Origin of the sequence: Pseudooceanicola batsensis HTCC2597, assembly GCF_000152725.1 — a bacterium.
In the GTDB taxonomy this organism is placed as follows: domain Bacteria; phylum Pseudomonadota; class Alphaproteobacteria; order Rhodobacterales; family Rhodobacteraceae; genus Pseudooceanicola; species Pseudooceanicola batsensis.
Map to the genome: position 1 here is coordinate 2,797,113 of NZ_CH724131.1, position 17,071 is coordinate 2,814,183.

General features: G+C 68.1%; 16 protein-coding genes. 10 read left to right on the top strand and 6 right to left on the bottom strand.

The window, feature by feature from the left end:
- Window positions 1-2: 2 nt before the first annotated feature.
- Entirely contained in the window at window positions 3-2,198 is a 2,196-nt protein-coding gene (locus OB2597_RS17380; RefSeq protein ID WP_009806920.1) for a serine/threonine protein kinase, read from the bottom strand.
- Window positions 2,198-2,776, bottom strand: a complete 579-nt coding sequence (locus OB2597_RS17385) for an OmpA family protein (RefSeq protein ID WP_009806921.1) — start codon at window positions 2,774-2,776, stop codon at window positions 2,198-2,200. The genes OB2597_RS17380 and OB2597_RS17385 overlap by 1 nt, the downstream gene beginning before the upstream one ends.
- Window positions 2,777-2,914: 138 nt before the next feature.
- Between OB2597_RS17385 and OB2597_RS17390 the strand changes: the two genes are divergently transcribed.
- The 6 genes from OB2597_RS17390 to OB2597_RS17415 all read left to right on the top strand — a co-directional run bounded on the left by OB2597_RS17390 (window position 2,915) and on the right by OB2597_RS17415 (window position 7,122).
- Window positions 2,915-3,793 (top strand): M15 family metallopeptidase, encoded by an 879-nt coding sequence (locus OB2597_RS17390; protein ID WP_009806922.1) that lies wholly within the window; start codon window positions 2,915-2,917, stop codon window positions 3,791-3,793.
- Between the two features lie 21 nt (window positions 3,794-3,814).
- Complete coding sequence (locus OB2597_RS17395; protein WP_009806923.1) at window positions 3,815-4,918, top strand: class I SAM-dependent methyltransferase; 1,104 nt, start codon at window positions 3,815-3,817, stop codon at window positions 4,916-4,918.
- Window positions 4,919-5,001: 83 nt separating this feature from the next.
- Window positions 5,002-5,868 (top strand): phosphoserine phosphatase SerB, encoded by an 867-nt coding sequence (gene serB / locus OB2597_RS17400; RefSeq protein WP_009806924.1) that lies wholly within the window; start codon window positions 5,002-5,004, stop codon window positions 5,866-5,868.
- A gap of 59 nt (window positions 5,869-5,927) precedes the next feature.
- On the top strand, window positions 5,928-6,260 hold the full coding sequence (locus OB2597_RS17405) for an ArsR/SmtB family transcription factor (RefSeq protein WP_009806925.1): 333 nt from the start codon (window positions 5,928-5,930) through the stop codon (window positions 6,258-6,260).
- Window positions 6,257-6,736: an SRPBCC family protein gene (locus OB2597_RS17410; RefSeq protein ID WP_009806926.1), complete on the top strand. Its 480-nt coding sequence runs from the start codon at window positions 6,257-6,259 to the stop codon at window positions 6,734-6,736. The genes OB2597_RS17405 and OB2597_RS17410 overlap by 4 nt, the downstream gene beginning before the upstream one ends.
- A 65-nt stretch (window positions 6,737-6,801) precedes the next feature.
- A complete protein-coding gene (locus OB2597_RS17415) occupies window positions 6,802-7,122 on the top strand; it encodes a YciI family protein (protein WP_009806927.1) in 321 nt (106 codons plus the stop codon).
- Window positions 7,123-7,180: 58 nt separating this feature from the next.
- Here the strand turns inward: OB2597_RS17415 and OB2597_RS17420 are convergent, their stop codons facing one another.
- Window positions 7,181-9,523 (bottom strand): aldehyde dehydrogenase family protein, encoded by a 2,343-nt coding sequence (locus OB2597_RS17420; RefSeq protein WP_009806928.1) that lies wholly within the window; start codon window positions 9,521-9,523, stop codon window positions 7,181-7,183.
- A gap of 42 nt (window positions 9,524-9,565) precedes the next feature.
- Entirely contained in the window at window positions 9,566-10,555 is a 990-nt protein-coding gene (gene deoC / locus OB2597_RS17425) for a deoxyribose-phosphate aldolase (RefSeq protein WP_009806929.1), read from the bottom strand.
- Window positions 10,556-10,787: 232 nt separating this feature from the next.
- On the opposite strand from deoC, the gene OB2597_RS17430 reads away from it, so the two are divergent.
- From OB2597_RS17430 to OB2597_RS17445, 4 genes are read left to right on the top strand one after another with little or no spacing between them, the layout of a single operon-like run.
- Entirely contained in the window at window positions 10,788-11,726 is a 939-nt protein-coding gene (locus OB2597_RS17430) for a metal ABC transporter solute-binding protein, Zn/Mn family (RefSeq protein ID WP_238529728.1), read from the top strand.
- Complete coding sequence (locus OB2597_RS17435; protein WP_009806931.1) at window positions 11,726-12,517, top strand: metal ABC transporter ATP-binding protein; 792 nt, start codon at window positions 11,726-11,728, stop codon at window positions 12,515-12,517. The genes OB2597_RS17430 and OB2597_RS17435 overlap by 1 nt, the downstream gene beginning before the upstream one ends.
- Window positions 12,514-13,698, top strand: coding sequence for a metal ABC transporter permease (locus tag OB2597_RS17440; protein WP_009806932.1), 1,185 nt, complete (start codon window positions 12,514-12,516; stop codon window positions 13,696-13,698). The genes OB2597_RS17435 and OB2597_RS17440 overlap by 4 nt, the downstream gene beginning before the upstream one ends.
- On the top strand, window positions 13,698-14,612 hold the full coding sequence (locus tag OB2597_RS17445; protein WP_009806933.1) for a metal ABC transporter permease: 915 nt from the start codon (window positions 13,698-13,700) through the stop codon (window positions 14,610-14,612). The genes OB2597_RS17440 and OB2597_RS17445 overlap by 1 nt, the downstream gene beginning before the upstream one ends.
- Here the strand turns inward: OB2597_RS17445 and OB2597_RS17450 are convergent.
- Both OB2597_RS17450 and OB2597_RS17455 read right to left on the bottom strand, forming a co-directional pair.
- A complete protein-coding gene (locus OB2597_RS17450) occupies window positions 14,600-15,250 on the bottom strand; it encodes a 2-dehydro-3-deoxygalactonokinase (RefSeq protein WP_009806934.1) in 651 nt (216 codons plus the stop codon). The genes OB2597_RS17445 and OB2597_RS17450 overlap by 13 nt on opposite strands.
- Before the next feature lie 41 nt (window positions 15,251-15,291).
- A complete protein-coding gene (locus OB2597_RS17455; protein ID WP_009806935.1) occupies window positions 15,292-17,046 on the bottom strand; it encodes a SulP family inorganic anion transporter in 1,755 nt (584 codons plus the stop codon).
- Between the last annotated feature and the right edge of the window lie 25 nt (window positions 17,047-17,071).

Sequence of the window (17,071 nt, forward strand, 5' to 3'; positions counted from 1 at the left end):
CGCTACCGTTCGGTTGTCAGGATCGCCGTGTCCATCGAGGTCACGCTCAGCGCCCCGTCCTCGCGAAGCTGCGCCAGCGCCTCCGCATAGCCGGCCGCGGATTCGGTGGTGGGGCGCAGTTCGTCGAACAGCGGCTGTTCGGAGTGCAGGACGACGATCTTGCTCTTGCCGAGCACGGAATCGTCGACGGTGAAAGCGATCCGCCCCGTCCCCTGCGCCTCGTCCAGCGCGTAGGCCAGCCGCACCCAGCCGTTTTCGGCCTCCGCGCGCAAGGCCTCGATGCTGTTCTCGGGTCGGATCCGGTTCGGCAGCAGGTGGAAGACATCGCCCTTGACGTCGATGACCGTGACGTAAAGGTATCCGTCGGTCACATCCGCAGGGATCCGGACGTCCAGCACCGGATTGTCGCCCACGGTATAGCGCCCCGAGACATTCTCGCCCTCCTGATCGCCGAACCCCATCCGCAGATCGAAGCCTCCGGGGCCTGCGCCCGGCAGCACCGCATCCACCTGGCACAGCGCCTCGTTCAGGATCTCGCCCTCGACGCGGACGGCACGGTCACCGGCCTGCGCGGTGATCGCGGACTGGAGGCCCCGACGGCTTGCCTCGTCGGCGAAGCGGCCGGTCACGATTACCTGATCCTCGAGCCCGTAGCCCAGCGGGGGCGGCGCCACCAGCCTGAGCTGACCGCAATCCGCATACTGACTTAGCAGGGGTTCGATCGTCCCGGGCTCCAGCAGCCGCGGTCCGAGTTGCAGGTCCAGCGAACCGTTCAGCCCCTCCGGGAACCCGTCGGCCAGGGCGGATTCGATGGCCGATTTCGTGGCCCGTCCGGGGGCCAGCCCGCTCAGCTTCACCTGGTTGCCATCAGCGACCAGCCGGAACTCCTCGAGCTCCACCGCCTGCCGCAACACCTCCACGATGCCAGTGCCCCATGTCTCGGCGATATCGCCCGTCGCAAGCGTCAGCTCGGAGGTGCCGCCGATTCCTTCCATCAGGCCCGACACCTCGGCCCCCACCTCGGGCGAGGGGACGTATCCGACGGCCTGAGGGTCCGAACCGAAGGAGTCCTCGATGATCAGCGAATAGGGGTCGGCGACGGGGTAGCGGGGCCCGACGATCCCGTCCAGAAGCCCGCCCATCCAGGCCACGGCGCCGAGGCCGGCCACTACGATCAGCGCGACGATCGGCACGAAGAGGCCGCGCGACCGGCGCGCCTTGTCCTGCGGGCGTGGATCGGGCGTGTCCGAGGGGATGCCGACCGCCTCTTCCGCCGCCTCTGCCGCCTCGCGCCGCGCCGGCGGAGCGGCGATTACCGTCGCATCGTCCAGGATATCGTCCTGCACGGTCACGACCCCGGCAGCCTCGACCAGCGAGGGATCCCGGAAGGCCGCCAGCAGGTCCTGTGCCGTGGCAAAGCGCTGATCCGGATCGGGATGCGTCATCTTGGCGATGATCTTGCGCAGCGGGTCGGGGACGCCGTCCAGGTCCAGCGGCTTCTGCTTGTTCTCGACCACCTCCATCGGGTTCTTGCCGGTGTCCGGCTTCTTTCCGCGGAAGGTCGACAGCAGCAGCGCGCCGAGCGAATAGATGTCGGACCGGTGATCCGTCCGGCCGCTCAGCTGTTCCGGCGCGGCATAAGCGTATTTTCCGGCGAACTCGTTGCCCACGATGGTTTCGGCCCCGGGATTGGTATCCTTGGCGATGCCGAAGTCGATGATCACGGCCTCGGAGGGCGTGTCGTTGCGCAGGATGATGTTGTCGGGCGACAGGTCGCGGTGAACGATGTTGCGGCCATGCGCGGCGATCAGCCCCTCGGTCACGCGTTCGCCGATGACCATGAGCTCGCCCGCGCTCATCCCGCCATCGGCCAGCTTGCGATCGAGTCCCGGCCCGTCGACGTAGTCCATGACGAGATAGACCACCCCGTCGGCCATCCGCTGCGTATCGAAATACCGCACGATCGCGTCGTGGCGCACATCGCGGATGTCTTCCTCGCGCGTCATCAGCGCCAGGAAGTCCTCGTTGCTGGCGAACTCGGCCCGCAACGCCTTGATCGCCATGACGCGCCCCGAGATCTCGGACCGCGCCTTGTAGACTTCGGACGTGCCGCCCCGGCCGAGAATGGCCTCGATCCGGTAGGTGTTGTTCAGCAGGTCGCCGGGGCGGAAGATGTCCCCTGCCTGAGACTGGGCCATCAGCTGAGCGCTTGGAACTCGACGCGGCGGTTCGCGTCGCCCCGCGGATCGGCCTTGTCCAGCGGGAACTGTTCGCCCACGCCGACCGCCTCGAGCCGCTGTTCCTCAATCCCGCAGTCGCCCGAGAGGTAGCGCTTGACCTCTTCGGCCCGCAGCAGCGACAGGCGCTCGTTGTAGCTGGCCGAGCCCGAGGCATCCGTGTGCCCGATGATCCGGAACGTGCCGATATCGGCCGACTTCATCACCTGGCACAGCGTGGCCAGCTTGGGCTTCTGGTCGTCGCGCAGGGCCGCGCTGTCGAAATCGAAGCTGATCTGGATGTTCACCTGATCTTCCGGCGCGAATTCGACATAGGTGCTGTCCTGGGCCTCGGGGGCCGTGTCGGCGGTGTTCGCCGCCGCGTCCTCCTGGTTGGTGGGCGCAAGGACGAGACCGCGCGTCTTCTGCTTCTGGAACAGGGTCTCAAGCTCTTCGGCCGACATCTCGCTGGCGTCGTTGCTCTGCGCCGCGACGGGCAGGGGAAGAACAAGAGCTCCGGCGAGCAGGAGACCAAATCCAATGACCAGTTTTCTGTACATTTCGGCGCCTCGGTTGCGGAAGTCACGCGGATGCTACACCAGCGGGTCACACCGGACAATGTCGCAGTTCACCTAGTTTGTTGACTTGGGCGGGGGGCTATTTCACTGTCATGGAACGGGATTCAGGTCGGACATTTCATGGACAAGCGGATAATCGCGGCGATCCTCGGCGTCATGGCGTTGATCGTCGTCGGGCTGGGCATTCTGATCTTCATCCAGGTCCGCGGCCCCAGCGTGCCGGTCTACGAGGCCGACACCTTCAGCGGCGATGCCGACAGCGCGGCCCCGGCCATCGACAGCGGCGCGCGGATCGAGATCGAAAAGCTGCGCCAGCAGATCGAGGGGCTGACCGAAGAGGTCAACCGCCTTCAGGGCGAGATCAACCGTCTGGAATCGAGTCGTGCCCCCGCCACCGCGCCACGCGACGGCGGGCTCACCCCCTTCGTGCCCGACGGTGACAACCAGATCGTCGGGTCCTATGCCCAGGTCGTGCTGATCGCCGCCCGGCGCGAGTTGAACAAGGGCGTGCGGATCGCCTCTCCCAGCTATCTGGAATCCGTCTTCGGCAAGCCGCGCGAGGTGCTGAGCAGCCGCTGCGAGACCATGACCAACAAGCGGCTGGCCGACAAGCTGCGGGTCGACACCGTCGGGCCGATCCGGGTCCAGATGCTGCAGCCCGCCATCGACAGCCTGCGCGAGGTCTTCGAAAAGATCAGGACCACGGATCCCGACCTCTATGACCGGATCAACACCTCGGGTTCGCTCTGTGTCCGGCACATACGCGGGGCGCCGGGCCGGACCTCGACCCATGCCTTCGGCCTGTCGGTCGATCTGAACATCGACGGCCGGCTCGATACGCTCGGCGACGGCAAGACGCAGCTCGGCCTGACCATCCTGGCCGACTTTTTTCGCGACGCCGGCTGGTACTGGGGCGCGGGGTTCACGCGCGAGGACTCGATGCACTTCGAGGCCAGCCGCGACCTCGTCGAGAAATGGATCGCAGAAGGCAAGCTCTGACCGATCAGCGGGAGGCGGAAGATGGAAAAGGGGTTCGCAGATGCCCAGGCACTGGAAGCGGACCTCGCCCGTCTTTGCGTAGATCTGGCGGAACTCATCGCACAGCCAGCGGCCGCACGCGACGCGGCGGAAATCCGACAGGGCTGGCAGGAGATCGAGAACCTCAGGTGGCGCGCGAATTCCCTGAGCCGGACGCTGGCGTCGATCGACCGCAAGGCCGGCCGGAAAGAGCGGCTCGGCAATGCGCTGATAGATGGGGGTACGAAGCGGTACGTTCAGCAGTTCTCGAACCGTATCAAGATGTGGGACGCGGTCCACAAAATGGTCGCGCGTCACGCAAACCCCGAGCGTCGCCCGCTGCTGCGCGAGATCCCCGACAGCCAGGATGTCGGGCTTCTCGAGGTGATCTACAGGGCGCTCCACCGGCTTGCGGGGTCCGGCGGCCAGTCCGAAGAGGCCGAGGCGCACGGTTGCTTTTCCGACATCCCGATGCCGGTCTATCGCTATGAAACCCTGATGCTCGCTGCCTACCGGATCCTGCTCGCCCAGGGCCGGACCGGCACCGCGCGTTTCATCGACGTCGGCTGCGGCGGCGGCTCGAAGGTCTTTCTCGCCAGCCGATATTTTGCCGAATGTCACGGCCTCGACTACGATCGCGACTATATCGCCGCCGCCGAACGGACGCTGCGCACGGTCCGGGCCGAATCCTGTTTCGCCTTTCAGGCCGATGCGTTGGTCTTCGACGGTTACGGCGACTACGACGTGATCTATTTCTACCGCCCGATGATCGACGACCGGATGCTGGCCAGGCTCGAGGATCGGGTCCTGTCGACAGCGCGCCCCGGCACCGTGATTCTCGCCCCCTACGATGTCATGCTGAACCCGAGGTCCGACTTCGACTGTGCCAGGATCGAGCGCTGCATCTTCATCGCGGGCATCACTCAGGACGAGGCCGACGCCATCCGCTACGAGGCCGAGCACACGGACGACCGGTTCGTGACCCGCAGCGGCGATTTCGCCCGCGATCCGGGCTTCTGGTCGGCCCTGCTCGACGCATCGCGGTTCGACATCGGCGTGGGCGACACGGTGCCCGGGCTGCGCCGCGGGATCCGAGAGCCTGCCTGACCGCCGCCGGTGGGCCGCTGCCAACCTCTGGCCCTCGGCGTCGTCCCGTGCTTTATGACCCCGGCAACGGATCGGGGGTTCCCATGTACATCGCCACGCTCACAGCACCCAGCCTCGATCCCGCCGCGGCCGAGGCGCTGCGCAACGCCTGGGGCGGCGGCGACCTGCAGTGGCTGGACCCCGACCGCGCGGCCGAGTTCGCATTGCAGGACGTTCCCGCGAACTTCCGCGCCGTCTGGGAGGATCTTCAGGCGTTGCAGATCGATCTGAACGTTCAGGCCGCGGACAACCGCCGCAAGAAGATGCTGCTGGCGGACATGGACAGCACGATGATCCGGCAGGAATGCATCGACGAGCTTGCCGAAGAGGCCGGGGTGGGCGAGCGCGTGAAAGAGATCACCGCCCGCGCCATGAACGGCGAGCTGGATTTCGAAGGGGCCCTGACGGAACGGGTCGCGCTGCTTGCGGGCCTGCCCGAAGACATCATCGGCAAGGTCATCGAGACGCGGATCACCCTGATGCCCGGCGGCCGCGAACTGATCGCGACGATGAAGGCCAACGGCGCCTATTGTGCCCTGGTGTCGGGTGGCTTCACCGCCTTCACCGCCCGGATCGCCACCACGCTCGCCTTTGACGAGAACCGCGCGAACATCCTCCTGGCCGAGGACGGAGCGCTCACCGGCCGGGTGCAGCAGCCGATCCTCGGGCGCGAGGCCAAGGTCCAGGCGCTGGAAGAGATCACTGCGCAACTCGGCATCACCGAGGCCGACGTGATTGCCGTGGGCGACGGAGCGAACGACCTCGGGATGCTGGGGCGCGCCGGAACGGGGGTGGCGCTCCATGCCAAGCCCGTCGTGGCCGCGCAATGCGAGATCCGGATCAACCACGGCGATCTCTCCAGCCTTCTCTACCTCCAGGGCTACGCCCGGGCCGACTTCGTGACGCCTTAATTTCGCGCATCCGTTAATTAACATTTGCGTTAAAAAAGGAATCGCGCCAGTCTGTCCGCATGACACGACTGACCCGAACCTTTGCCGCCCTCTCTGACGACACCCGTTTCGCGCTCGTCGACAAGCTGATCCGCCGGGGCGAACTCAGCGCAGGTACGCTGGCCGCCGAGACCGAGATTTCGGCCCCCGCGATCTCGCGCCATCTCAGGGTCCTGCGAGAGGCCGGGGTCATCACGCAGCGCGCCCAGGGTACGCACCGCTACTATGCCGCAAATGCCGACGCCCTTCGCGCCATCCACGGGTGGACGATGGACCACCGGGCCTTCTGGTCCGGCAGCCTCGACCGGCTCGATACCCTCATTGCCCTCGACCCCGAAGGAGACGACCGATGAAAGACGCCGAAGCCGCCGATATCGAGTTCGTCCGCGACTATCCGGTCGCGGTGACGCGCCTCTGGCGCGCCGTGACCGAGCCGGTCCAGCTGATCCAGTGGTTCGGGCCCGAAGGCGTCTACCTCGACAGCTGCGAGATGGATTTCCGCTCCACCGGCCCCTGGACCTGCACGATGTTCGGCAAGGAAAGCGGCAGCCGGTTCAAGGTGTCCGGCCAGATCACCCATGTGAGCCCTCCCGAGGAGGGCACAGGTACCGTCGGTTTCACCTGGGCCTGGCACGACGACGAGGACAGACGCGGCCCCGAAAGCCACGTGTCGTTCACGGTCGAGGAAACCGGCACCGGCGCCCGCCTCACCCTCGCGCATCGCGACCTCGCCGGTGCCGAGACGGCGCAGGGTCACACGCGGGGTTGGCTATCGACCCTGCGGAAACTGGACGTCCTGCTCGATCCCGCGGCGCAACTGCCGCGCTGACCCCGTGTCGCGCCGCCTCCGGGCGGCGCGGCGGCACTCTTCACGCATCTCGGAAAGGCTGACCCATGCCCCAGTATCTCTATATCTACCGCGGCGACAAATCGCAGGTTCCCGACACCCCCGCCGAACAGGAGGCCGCGATGAAGGCCTGGGGCGACTGGATGGCCCGGATCGGCGACAGGATGGTGACCCCCGGCGATCCGGTCGGCACGTCGAAGCTTGTCACCGAACAGGGCGTGACGGACCAGGTCCCGAACCCGAGCTTCGGTTTTTCGATCGTCGAGGCGGGCAGCATCGAGGAGGCCTGCGAAATGGCGAAGGGCAACCCGATGGTCGCGGGCGACGGCGGCGTCGAAGTGGCCGAGATCGTCCCCATCTCGATGTGATCGCTGGCGGGCGAGCTGTCCCGGCGCACCGGCCGGGACAGCTCGCGGCGCCTCCGGGCTATTCCCCGTAGGGCACCCAGACCGTCTTGACCTCGGTCGCCTGATCCAGAAAGGCACGGCCTTCGCCCTCGGTCCCCATCCAGTCCCGGGCGATGCCGTTGTTGACCCAGGTCCGTTTCAGGTTCCCCGCGCTCTTTGCCTCGATCGCCTGCGACAGCGCGGAGGAGGAAAAGCTCCAGGCCGCGTCCACATCCAGATGCGACGCCAGCGGTTCGGCCAGGTCGGCATGTCTACCGGTCACGATGTTGACCACGCCCCCCGGCACGTCCGAGGTTTCGAGCACCTGGTAGAAATCGGTCGCCGCGAGAGGGTAGGCCTCGGACGGGACCAGAACCACACGATTGCCCATGGCGATGGCCGGGGCCATGACCGAAACGAAGCCCAGGAGCGGCGCCTCGTCGGGGCAGAGCGCACCGATCACGCCCACGGGCTCGCGCACCGCCAGCGCCATGCCCCGGATCGGCACCGAGCGCAGGTCGCCCGCGTACTTGTCGGCCCAGGCCCCGTAGCTGAACAGGCGCGAGACGGTGGCCGCGACCTCGGTCCTGCCGTTTCGTCCGCCTGTCAGCGCGTCGATCCTCGCGGCGAATTCACCGCTCCGCGCCTCGAGATTCTCGGCGATGTAATAGAGGATCTGCGCCCGCAGGTGGCCCGTCGTTCGCGACCAGCCCTTCGCGCCCTGCGCCGCCTCGACGGCGTTACGGAGATCCTTGCGGTTGCCGATCCCGACATGGCCGATCAGCTTGCCGGAGGCGCCGTAGATCGCGCGGGAATAGCCGCCGTCCGGGCGCGCCTGCTTGCCGCCCACGTACATCTTGGCGGTCCGGTCCAGCGCCTCGCCGGTCTCGTCCGGCGTGCCGGTCCGCGCTTCTGTCGTCTTCAGTGCCTTCGCCTTGACCGCGGGTTTCAGGTAGGCCGAGAGACCCTCCCACCCGCCTTCCCGGCCAAAGCCGCTCTCGCGCACGCCGCCGAACCCGGCCGCCGCGTCGAACATGTTCGTGCCGTTGATCCAGACAACGCCCGCCGCCAGTTTCGGCGCCATGCCGAGCGCGAGGTTCAGGTTCTCGGTCCAGACCGACGCCGCGAGGCCGTAGCGCGTGTTGTTGGCCAGCGCGACCGCCTCGTCAGGTGTGCGGAAGGTCGTCGACACCAGCACCGGTCCGAATATCTCCTCCTGCATCAGGCGGTCCGACGGGGCCAGCCCGGTGATCAGCGTCGGCGGATAGAAGCAGCCCTCGGGCACATCGCAATCCGCCCGGTAGACCTCGCCGTCCGAACCCTCGACCATGTCCCGGATCGTGCCGAGCTGCACCGGATCGACCACCGCGCCGACGTCGACGCACTTGTCCAGCGGATCGCCGACGCGCAGCTTGTCCATCCGCGCCTTGAGCTTGTCGTGGAACCGCCCGGCCACGCTCTCCTGCACCAGCAGGCGGGATCCGGCACAGCAGACCTGTCCCTGGTTGAACCAGATGGCATCGACAAGCCCCTCGATGGCGCTGTCCAGGTCGGCGTCGTCGAAAACGATGTACGGCCCCTTGCCGCCCAGTTCCAGCGTCAGGGATTTGCCCTGTCCCGCCGTGGCCTCGCGGATGCGCCGGCCTACCTCGGTCGAGCCGGTGAAGGCCACCTTGTCCACGCCGTCATGCGTGACGATCATCTCGCCCGTGCGCCCGTCGCCGGTGACGATGTTCACGACACCCTTCGGAACCCCGGCCTGCCGGCAGATATCCGCGAAACACAGCGCGGTGAGCGAGGTGTACTCCGCCGGTTTCAGCACCACGCAGTTGCCCGCGGCGATGGCCGGCGCCACCTTCCACGCCAGCATCAGCAGAGGAAAGTTCCAAGGGATCACCTGCCCGCAGACGCCGAGCGGCTCCATCCCGGGGGCCTCGCTCTCCATCAGCTGCGCCAGCCCGGCGTGATAGTAGAAGTGGCGGGCCACCAGCGGGATGTCGATGTCGCGGCTCTCGCGGATCGGTTTGCCGTTGTCCATCGTCTCCAGCACCGCCAGCAGGCGGGAATGTTTCTGCACCAGCCGCGCCAGCGCATAGAGCACCCGCGCCCGGCCGGGTCCGCCCAGCTTCGCCCATTTCGGCTGAGCCTTCCGCGCCGCCGCGACAGCCGCATCCACATCGGCCTGCGTGCCCTGCGTCACATGCGCCAGCACCTCGCCCGTCGCGGGGTTGCGGCTTTCGAAGGTCTCGCCCACGTCGGTCCAGGCACCCTCGATGAAATGCCCGAACCTGTCCCCCTGGTCGACCAGCCAGGCCAGCGCCTCTGCGGCGCTTTCGGGGGCGGGGCCATAGTCCATGGTCTCGAAGATCTCCTTCACGCCCATCCCGAAATCCCCTTCATCTTGCCAGAAATACTCAACCGGTCCTCACCCCGCCGCATGGCGCCACCCTGCGGAATAGGCGCCGGTCACGTGATGCTCGAGCTGCCGTTCGATATCGCCCAGCAGCGAGGAGGCGCCGAAGCGGAAGAGGTCGGGCTGAAGCCAGCGGTCGCCCAGCTCCTCCTTCATCAGCGACAGGTAGACCAGCGCGTCTTTCGCCTTCGAGATCCCGCCCGCCGGCTTGTAGCCGATGCGATAGCCCGTGCGCTCGTGATAATCCCGGATCGCCCGGAGCATCACGAGGCTCACCGGCAGGGTCGCGTTGACGCTTTCCTTGCCGGTCGAGGTCTTGATGAAATCCGCCCCGGCCATCATGCAGACCAGCGAGGCCCGCGCGACGTTGCGCAGCGTGCCCAGCTCGCCCGTGGCGAGGATCGCCTTCACATGCGCATCGCCGCAGGCGGCGCGGAATTCGCGCATCTCGTCGTAGAGCGCCTGCCAGTCGCCGGTCAGCACGTGGCGGCGCGAGATGACGATGTCGATCTCCGCAGCCCCGGCCTTCACGCTCTCGCCGATCTCTGCCACCCGCAGGTGAAAGGGCGACAGCCCGGCCGGGAACCCGGTCGACACGGCGGCCACGGGCACGCCCGAGCCGTCCAGGGCCGCGACCGCGGCCGGCACCATCTCGTGATAGACGCAGATCGCGCCGGTGGTGATCCCGCTCACCCCGAGCCGGTCCAGAATGTCCGCGCGCACCGGCTGCCGCGCCTTGGCGCAGAGCCGCCGGACCCGCCCCACGGTATCGTCGCCGGACAGCGTCGTCAGGTCGATGCAGGTGATCGCCTTCAGCAGCCAGGCCGCCTGGTGATCCTTCTTGACCGAACGCCGCCCCGGCAGGGTCGCGCAGCGGCGCTCGATCGCCGACAGGTTGGCCTGTGCGCCCAGCACCCAGTCCAGGTCGAGCGGCTGGCCCGGATTGCGCGCATCGACCATCTGGGGAAGCTGCGCCGCGGGGCTCTCCACCTTCGTCTGCATCCGCTCCTCCCGGTCTTCAAATGCATTGCCCCGTCAGCGTCGCACGGCCCCCGGACCTTGGCAAGCACGCCGCAGGGGCAGGCGCGGCGATCGGAAGCGGCCCGCCCAGTTGCTCTAGTTGCGAATGGTTCGCATTTCGGTTGACAATGTTGCGAATGGTTCGCATCTTTCCGGCAAGCACCTGCAATCTGGACGAATCGTACCCGAAATGATCCTGACCCGACGAAGTTTCATGCACGCCGGCCTTGCCGCCGTCGCGATGCCTGCTCCGGCCCTGCGTGCCGCGGACACGCTGGATGTCGTGGCCACGACCGGCATGATCGCCGATGCCGCGCGATACATCCTCGGCGATGCCGGGTCGGTCCGGGCCCTGATGGGGCCGGGGGTCGATCCGCACAGCTTTCGCCAGACCCGCAGCGACATCGTGGCGATGACCCGCGCCGACCTGATCCTCTGGCACGGGCTCTACCTCGAGGCGCAGATGGAGGAGTTCCTGCTGAACCTCGCCCGCTCGCGCAAGGTGGTGGCGGTGGCCGAGGCGCTCGACCGCGAGCGGCTGCTCGGCCACGCCGATTACGACGGGCGGTTCGATCCGCATGTCTGGATGGCGCCGGCGATCTGGACGGAAGTGGTGGCGGCAATCGCCGATGCGTTGCAATCGGCCCGCCCCGATCTCGCCCCCACGTTCGAGGCGCGTACGCAGGACTACCGGGCCACCGTGGCGCGCCTGCACGATTACGCGCAGTCCGTCCTCGCCACCGTCCCCGAGAGCGCGCGCGTGCTGGTCACGGCCCATGACGCCTTCAGCTATTTCGGCCGCGCCTACGGGCTCGAGGTGCTGGGCATCCAGGGGATCTCCACCGAATCCGAGGCCGGTCTCAACCGCATCCGGCAGCTCGTCGACATACTGGTCGAGCGCGGGATCGGAGCCGTATTCGTCGAGACCTCGGTCTCGGACCGCAACATGCGGGCCCTGATCGAAGGCGCGGCCGCCAGCAGCCACGAGGTAAGGATTGGCGGCGAACTCTATTCGGACGCTATGGGCGAACCCGGCACTTACGAGGGCACCTATCCCGGCATGATCGACCACAATGTCACCACCATCACCCGCGCCCTGGGGGGCGACGCCCCCGAGCGCGGAATGGACGGCAACCTCGCGGCGGCCGGCTGATGGGTGACGCGCCGCTCAGGGTCCGGGGGCTCACCGTGTCCTACGGCGCCAGCCCCGCCGTCTTCTCGGCCGACATGACCGTCGCGCCGGGCGCGATGACCGCGATCATCGGCCCGAACGGCGCGGGCAAGTCGACACTGCTCAAGGCCGTGCTGGGCATCGTGCCCCGCGTCTCGGGGCAGATCGAGGTCTTCGGCGCCGCGCTCGAGCGACAGCGCGCCCGCATCGCCTATGTCCCGCAGCGCGCCTCGGTCGACTGGGATTTCCCGACCCGCGTGATCGACGTGGTCGAGATGGGCCTCTACCGCCGGGTGGGGCTGATCGGGCGCCTGACCCGCCAGCACCGCGCCACGGCCGGGGACTGCCTGGCCCGCGTCGGCATGTCGGACTTCGCCACGCGCCAGATCGGCCAGCTCTCCGGCGGTCAGCAACAGCGCGTCTTCCTTGCCCGGGCCCTGGCGCAGGGGGCCGATCTCTACATGCTCGACGAACCCTTCGCGGGGGTCGACGCGGCGACCGAGAAGGCGATCATCGATGTCCTCAAGTCGCTCAAGGACGAGGGCCGGACCATCCTCGCCGTGCACCACGACCTTTCGACCGTGCCCGATTATTTCGATCGCGTCTTCGTCATCAACAAGTCCCCCGTGGCCGAAGGCACTGTGGCGCAGGCCTTCACCCAGGACACGCTGCAGCAGGCCTACGGCGGGCGCCTCGCCACCGGACTTCTGGATCAGCTCTTTCCGGCGACCCCGGCCGCGGCGGCGCCGGCATTCCCCGCCCGCCCGTCATGATCGACATCGGCTATAACGCGACGCTCGTCGCCATCGGCGCGGGCCTGCTGGGGATCGCGGCCGGCGTGATCGGTGCCTTCCTCTACCTGCGCAAGCGTTCGCTCGTCAGCGACGCGATCAGCCATGCCACCCTGCCGGGCGTCGCCCTGGCCTTCCTCGTCATGGTGGCGCTCGGCGGGGACGGGCGGAACCTCGTCGCGCTGCTGGCAGGCGCGGCGCTCTCCGCGCTCGCGGGGCTGGGCGTCGTCCACTGGCTGAACCAGCGGACCCGGTTGGGCGAGGACGCGGCCATCGGGGCGGTTCTGTCGGTCTTCTTCGGCTTCGGCGTCGTGCTGCTGACGGTGATACAGACCATCGGCGCAGGGCGGCAGGCGGGGCTCGAAACCTTCCTCCTGGGGTCCACCGCCGGAATGCTGCGCGCCGACGCCTGGGTGATCGCGGCGGGCGGCGCCCTGTCCCTGCTCGCCTGCACGATCCTGCGCCGGCCGATGACCATGGTCTCCTTCGACCCGGAGTACGCCGCGACGCAGGGGCTGAATCCCGCCCGTGTCGACATGGCGATGATGGCGTTGGCGCTGGCCGTCACCGTCGTCGGGCTCAAGATCGTCGGGCTGATCCTGATCGTCGCCCTGCTGATCCTGCCGGCGGTGGCCGCGCGCTTCTGGACGGAACGCAGCGAGGTCGTCGCCCTGCTGGCCGGCCTCTTCGGAGGTGTTTCGGGCACGGCGGGGGCGGTGATCTCGTCGCTCGCGCCCGACCTGCCCACGGGACCGATCATCGTGCTGGTCGCGGCGGCGGTCTTCATCGCCTCGCTCCTCCTGGCCCCGCAACGGGGCGTCATGGCGGGGGCGCTGGAATGGCTGCGCTTCCGGCACCGGGTTCACATGCGCCAGGGGCTGCTCGCCCTCGCGCACGGGCACACGGTCTACGAGCCATACACCATGCGCCTGCTGCGCGGGGCCGGCCTGATCCGTGCCGACGGGGTCGCCACTGAGAAGGGCCGCGCCCATGCCGCGCGCGCCGCGCTCGACGAACGCCGCTGGCAGCACCTGAGGAGCCGGTCCGAGAACGCCGCCCTGGCCGCACGCTATGACGGGCTCACCCCGGTCGAGACCTGGCTGACGCCGGATCAGATCGCCACGCTCGACCGCGAGATGACGGGCAGCGGGGGGGCCGCGTGATGGGGGCCGAATTCGTCGCGCTGTCCCTGCCGCCGATCCTGATCGGCAGCCTCGCCGCGCTGGCCTGCGCGCTGCCGGGGAACTTCCTTCTGTTGCGGCGGCAGGCGCTGATCGGCGACGCGATCTCGCATGTGGTCCTGCCGGGCATCGTGGTGGGCTTTCTGCTGACCGGCACCGTCTCGACCTGGCCGATGCTGCTGGGTGCGGCGGCGGCGGCCCTCGTCGCGGTCGGGGCGATCCAGCTGATCCAGCGCATCGGCCGGATCGAACCCGGAGCGGCCATGGGCGTGGTCTTCACCACGCTCTTCGCCGCCGGGGTCCTGCTGCTGGAGCAATCGGACACGTCGAACGTCCATCTCGACGTGCAGCACGCGCTCTACGGCAATCTCGAAAGCCTGATCTGGATCGACGCCACCGGCTGGCAGAGCCTGCTCGATCCCGAGGCGCTCGCCTGGATGCCGCCGGAGCTGATCCGGATGGCGCTGGTCTGTCTCATCGTCATGGCCTTCATCGGGCTTCTCTGGCGTCCTCTCGCGATCTCGACCTTCGACGAGGGGTTCGCCCGCACCCTGGGCATCCCGGCTACGCTGCTCGGCCTCGCGCTGGTCACCGTCTCGGCCATCGCGGCGGTCGCGGCCTTCGACGCCGTCGGCTCGATCATCGTCATCGCCATGTTCATCTGCCCCCCCGCCACGGCGCGGCTGATGACCGACCGGCTGGCGGTGCAGGTGGCGCTCAGCGCCGTCTTTGCCCTGGTGTCGGCCGTGGTCGGATACGTCCTTGCGGGGTACGGCCCGATCTGGCTGGGCTATGCGGATGCGGTCAGCGCGGCCGGCATGATCGCGACGGTCTCGGGCCTCCTGCTGGCTGCCGCCGCCCTTGTCGGCCCGCGCCGCCGGGGTCAGTCGGCCTGAGGCGACCAGCGGGCCGCCAGCGCGGCAAAGCCCTTCTGGATCAATGCGCCGCTATCGGTGAGCGTGACCGGAACATGCGCGGCACTCAGCGCGGCGATGTATCCCTTGGCCAGCGGCCCGCTGCCCACGAGAACCGCCTGCTGTCCCAGCCAGAGCGTGCGTGTCGCCCCCACGTCGGCGCCGAGCAGGGCGCCCAGCCGGGCCCCGTCGGTCGCGGCGTCATGAAGCAGGAGAGGCAGGCGTTCCGGCCGGTCGAGCGCCTCGTCCAGTCCCTGCGCGGCGGCCTCGGCCGCACCAAGCGCCCGCGCCATCGCCGGAGCGAGACTTCCCTGCGCATGGATGACCTCGCCCGCCGAAAGCGTCACCCAGTGCGCCGCCGTCTCGCCCACCACCACGGCCACGCCGTCCCAATGCGGGTTCAGGGCCTGAAAGCCGATCAGGATCAGCCGCTCCCGGCCGCTCAGCCCGCCGAGGCCGGGCAGCATCAGCGCGTTGTCGCCGGTTCGGGGGCTCTCGGGGATCAGCCTTGCCGGAACCCGGTCCGCGCCCGAGGCTTCGCCGCTCACGAGGATGACGAGATCGGGCTGCGCGTCGCCCCACACCCCGTCGCTGCCCGATATCCGTCCCTGCCAGCTCATGACCGAGGGATAGGCGCGCGATCCTCGCCGGTCAATGCGGTCTACTCCGCCGCGGCCTCGGCCGGTCGGCCCGCCAGGGCGACATGGGCGTCGTATTGCGACAGGAAGACATCTCCGGTCATCTCTTCGAGGAAATGAGATCGCTTGAGCCGGTCCATCACCGGGCCCTTCACCTCGGACAGGTGAAGCTTGATCCCCATCTCGTCGAGCTGCCGATTGAGTGCCTCGAGGCTCTCCAGCGCCGAAAGGTCGATCTCGTTCACCGCCGAACACATCAGCACGACATGCCGGATCGGCTGGTCGCAGATCACGCGGTCGCGAATCAGGTCCTGAAGAAAGGCGGCGTTCGCGAAATAAAGGCTCTCGTCGATGCGGATGGTGACCAGGTTCGGATGGGTCACGACGCGGTGCCGGTTGATGTTTCGGAAATGCTGCGTGCCGGGCACCAGCCCCACCTCGGCGACATGCGGCCGCGAGGTCTTGTAGAGGAACAGCAGGATCGACAGCGCCACCCCGGCCGAGACGCCGATCTCGACCCCGAAACCCAGCGTCAGGACGATGGTCGCCGTCACGGCGGCGAAATCCACCCGCGAATATCCCCAGGTCCGTTTCAGGATCGAGAGGTCGACGAGGCTGAGGACCGCGACGATGATCGTCGCCGCCAGCACCGCCTTGGGCAGAAAGAACAGCAGCGGGGTCAGCAACAGGGCGGCCATCGCGATTCCGAGGGCGGTGAACGCCCCGGCGGCGGGGGTCTCGGCGCCGGCGTCGAAATTCACCACCGAACGGGCAAATCCGCCGGTGACCGGATAGCCCCCCGACATGGCCGCCGCGACATTCGAGGCGCCCAGCCCGATCAGCTCCTGATCCGGCACGATGCGCTGCCGTTTCTTTGCTGCCAGCGTCTGCGCCACCGAGACGGATTCCACGAAGCCGATGATGGAGATCAGCAGCGCCGAGAGGAACAGCTCCCTCCACAACGCGCCCGAGAAGGACGGCAGGGACAGCGGCGGCAGGCCGACAGGCACATCGCCCACGATGGCCACGCCGCGTTCGTCCAGCCCCAGCCCCCAGACCGCCAGGACCGAGGCCGCGACCGCCAGCACCGGCCCGGCCCGGGCCAGCAGGTCGGCCATGCGCGGCGGCAGCCCGGTCGCGAGAAGCAGCGGCCTCAGTCCCTTGCGGACCCAGAACAGGAAGCCGAGCGAGGCGACACCGATGGCGAGCGTGACCAGGTTGGTCTGCCCCAGGTTCCCGATCAGGCTGCCCAGCAGATCGACCAAGTCGTGCCCCTCGGCCTGGACGCCGAGGATATGCTTGAGCTGCGAGGTCGCGATCAGCACGCCCGAGGCGGTGATGAAGCCCGCGATCACCGGGTGCGACAGGAAATTCGCCAGGAACCCCAGCCGCAGCAGCCCGAGCGCCAGCAGCATCAGCCCCGACAGGAAGGCCAGGGTGATCGCCGCCATGATGTAGTCCGGCGTGCCCTGCGCCGCCAGGTTTCCCGCCGCCGCCGCGGTCATCAGCGACACCACCGCCACCGGCCCGACGGCCAGAGCGCGAGAGGTGCCGAAGATCGCATAGGCCACCAGCGGCAGGATCGAGGCATAAAGCCCCATCTCGGCCGGAAGGCCCGCCAGCAGCGCATAGGCCAGCGACTGCGGAATCAGCATGATCGTCACGATCAACGCTGCCATGAGATCCGAGGCGAGCGTCTGGCGCGTATAGCGTTTCGACCAGTCGAGTATCGGGAAATAGCGCCTGATATTCAGGCCGCTAAGCGGGGAACGTGTCACGATGGGGGCTTTCCTGCGGGCGCCA

Coding starts and splice junctions, on each gene's coding strand:
- OB2597_RS17380 (WP_009806920.1), bottom strand. CDS start 2,198: ATGGCCCAGTCTCAGGCAGGGGACATCTTCCGCCCCGGCGACCTGCTG.
- OB2597_RS17385 (WP_009806921.1), bottom strand. CDS start 2,776: ATGTACAGAAAACTGGTCATTGGATTTGGTCTCCTGCTCGCCGGAGCT.
- OB2597_RS17390 (WP_009806922.1), top strand. CDS start 2,915: ATGGACAAGCGGATAATCGCGGCGATCCTCGGCGTCATGGCGTTGATC.
- OB2597_RS17395 (WP_009806923.1), top strand. CDS start 3,815: ATGGAAAAGGGGTTCGCAGATGCCCAGGCACTGGAAGCGGACCTCGCC.
- serB (WP_009806924.1), top strand. CDS start 5,002: ATGTACATCGCCACGCTCACAGCACCCAGCCTCGATCCCGCCGCGGCC.
- OB2597_RS17405 (WP_009806925.1), top strand. CDS start 5,928: ATGACACGACTGACCCGAACCTTTGCCGCCCTCTCTGACGACACCCGT.
- OB2597_RS17410 (WP_009806926.1), top strand. CDS start 6,257: ATGAAAGACGCCGAAGCCGCCGATATCGAGTTCGTCCGCGACTATCCG.
- OB2597_RS17415 (WP_009806927.1), top strand. CDS start 6,802: ATGCCCCAGTATCTCTATATCTACCGCGGCGACAAATCGCAGGTTCCC.
- OB2597_RS17420 (WP_009806928.1), bottom strand. CDS start 9,523: ATGGGCGTGAAGGAGATCTTCGAGACCATGGACTATGGCCCCGCCCCC.
- deoC (WP_009806929.1), bottom strand. CDS start 10,555: ATGCAGACGAAGGTGGAGAGCCCCGCGGCGCAGCTTCCCCAGATGGTC.
- OB2597_RS17430 (WP_238529728.1), top strand. CDS start 10,788: ATGCACGCCGGCCTTGCCGCCGTCGCGATGCCTGCTCCGGCCCTGCGT.
- OB2597_RS17435 (WP_009806931.1), top strand. CDS start 11,726: ATGGGTGACGCGCCGCTCAGGGTCCGGGGGCTCACCGTGTCCTACGGC.
- OB2597_RS17440 (WP_009806932.1), top strand. CDS start 12,514: ATGATCGACATCGGCTATAACGCGACGCTCGTCGCCATCGGCGCGGGC.
- OB2597_RS17445 (WP_009806933.1), top strand. CDS start 13,698: ATGGGGGCCGAATTCGTCGCGCTGTCCCTGCCGCCGATCCTGATCGGC.
- OB2597_RS17450 (WP_009806934.1), bottom strand. CDS start 15,250: ATGAGCTGGCAGGGACGGATATCGGGCAGCGACGGGGTGTGGGGCGAC.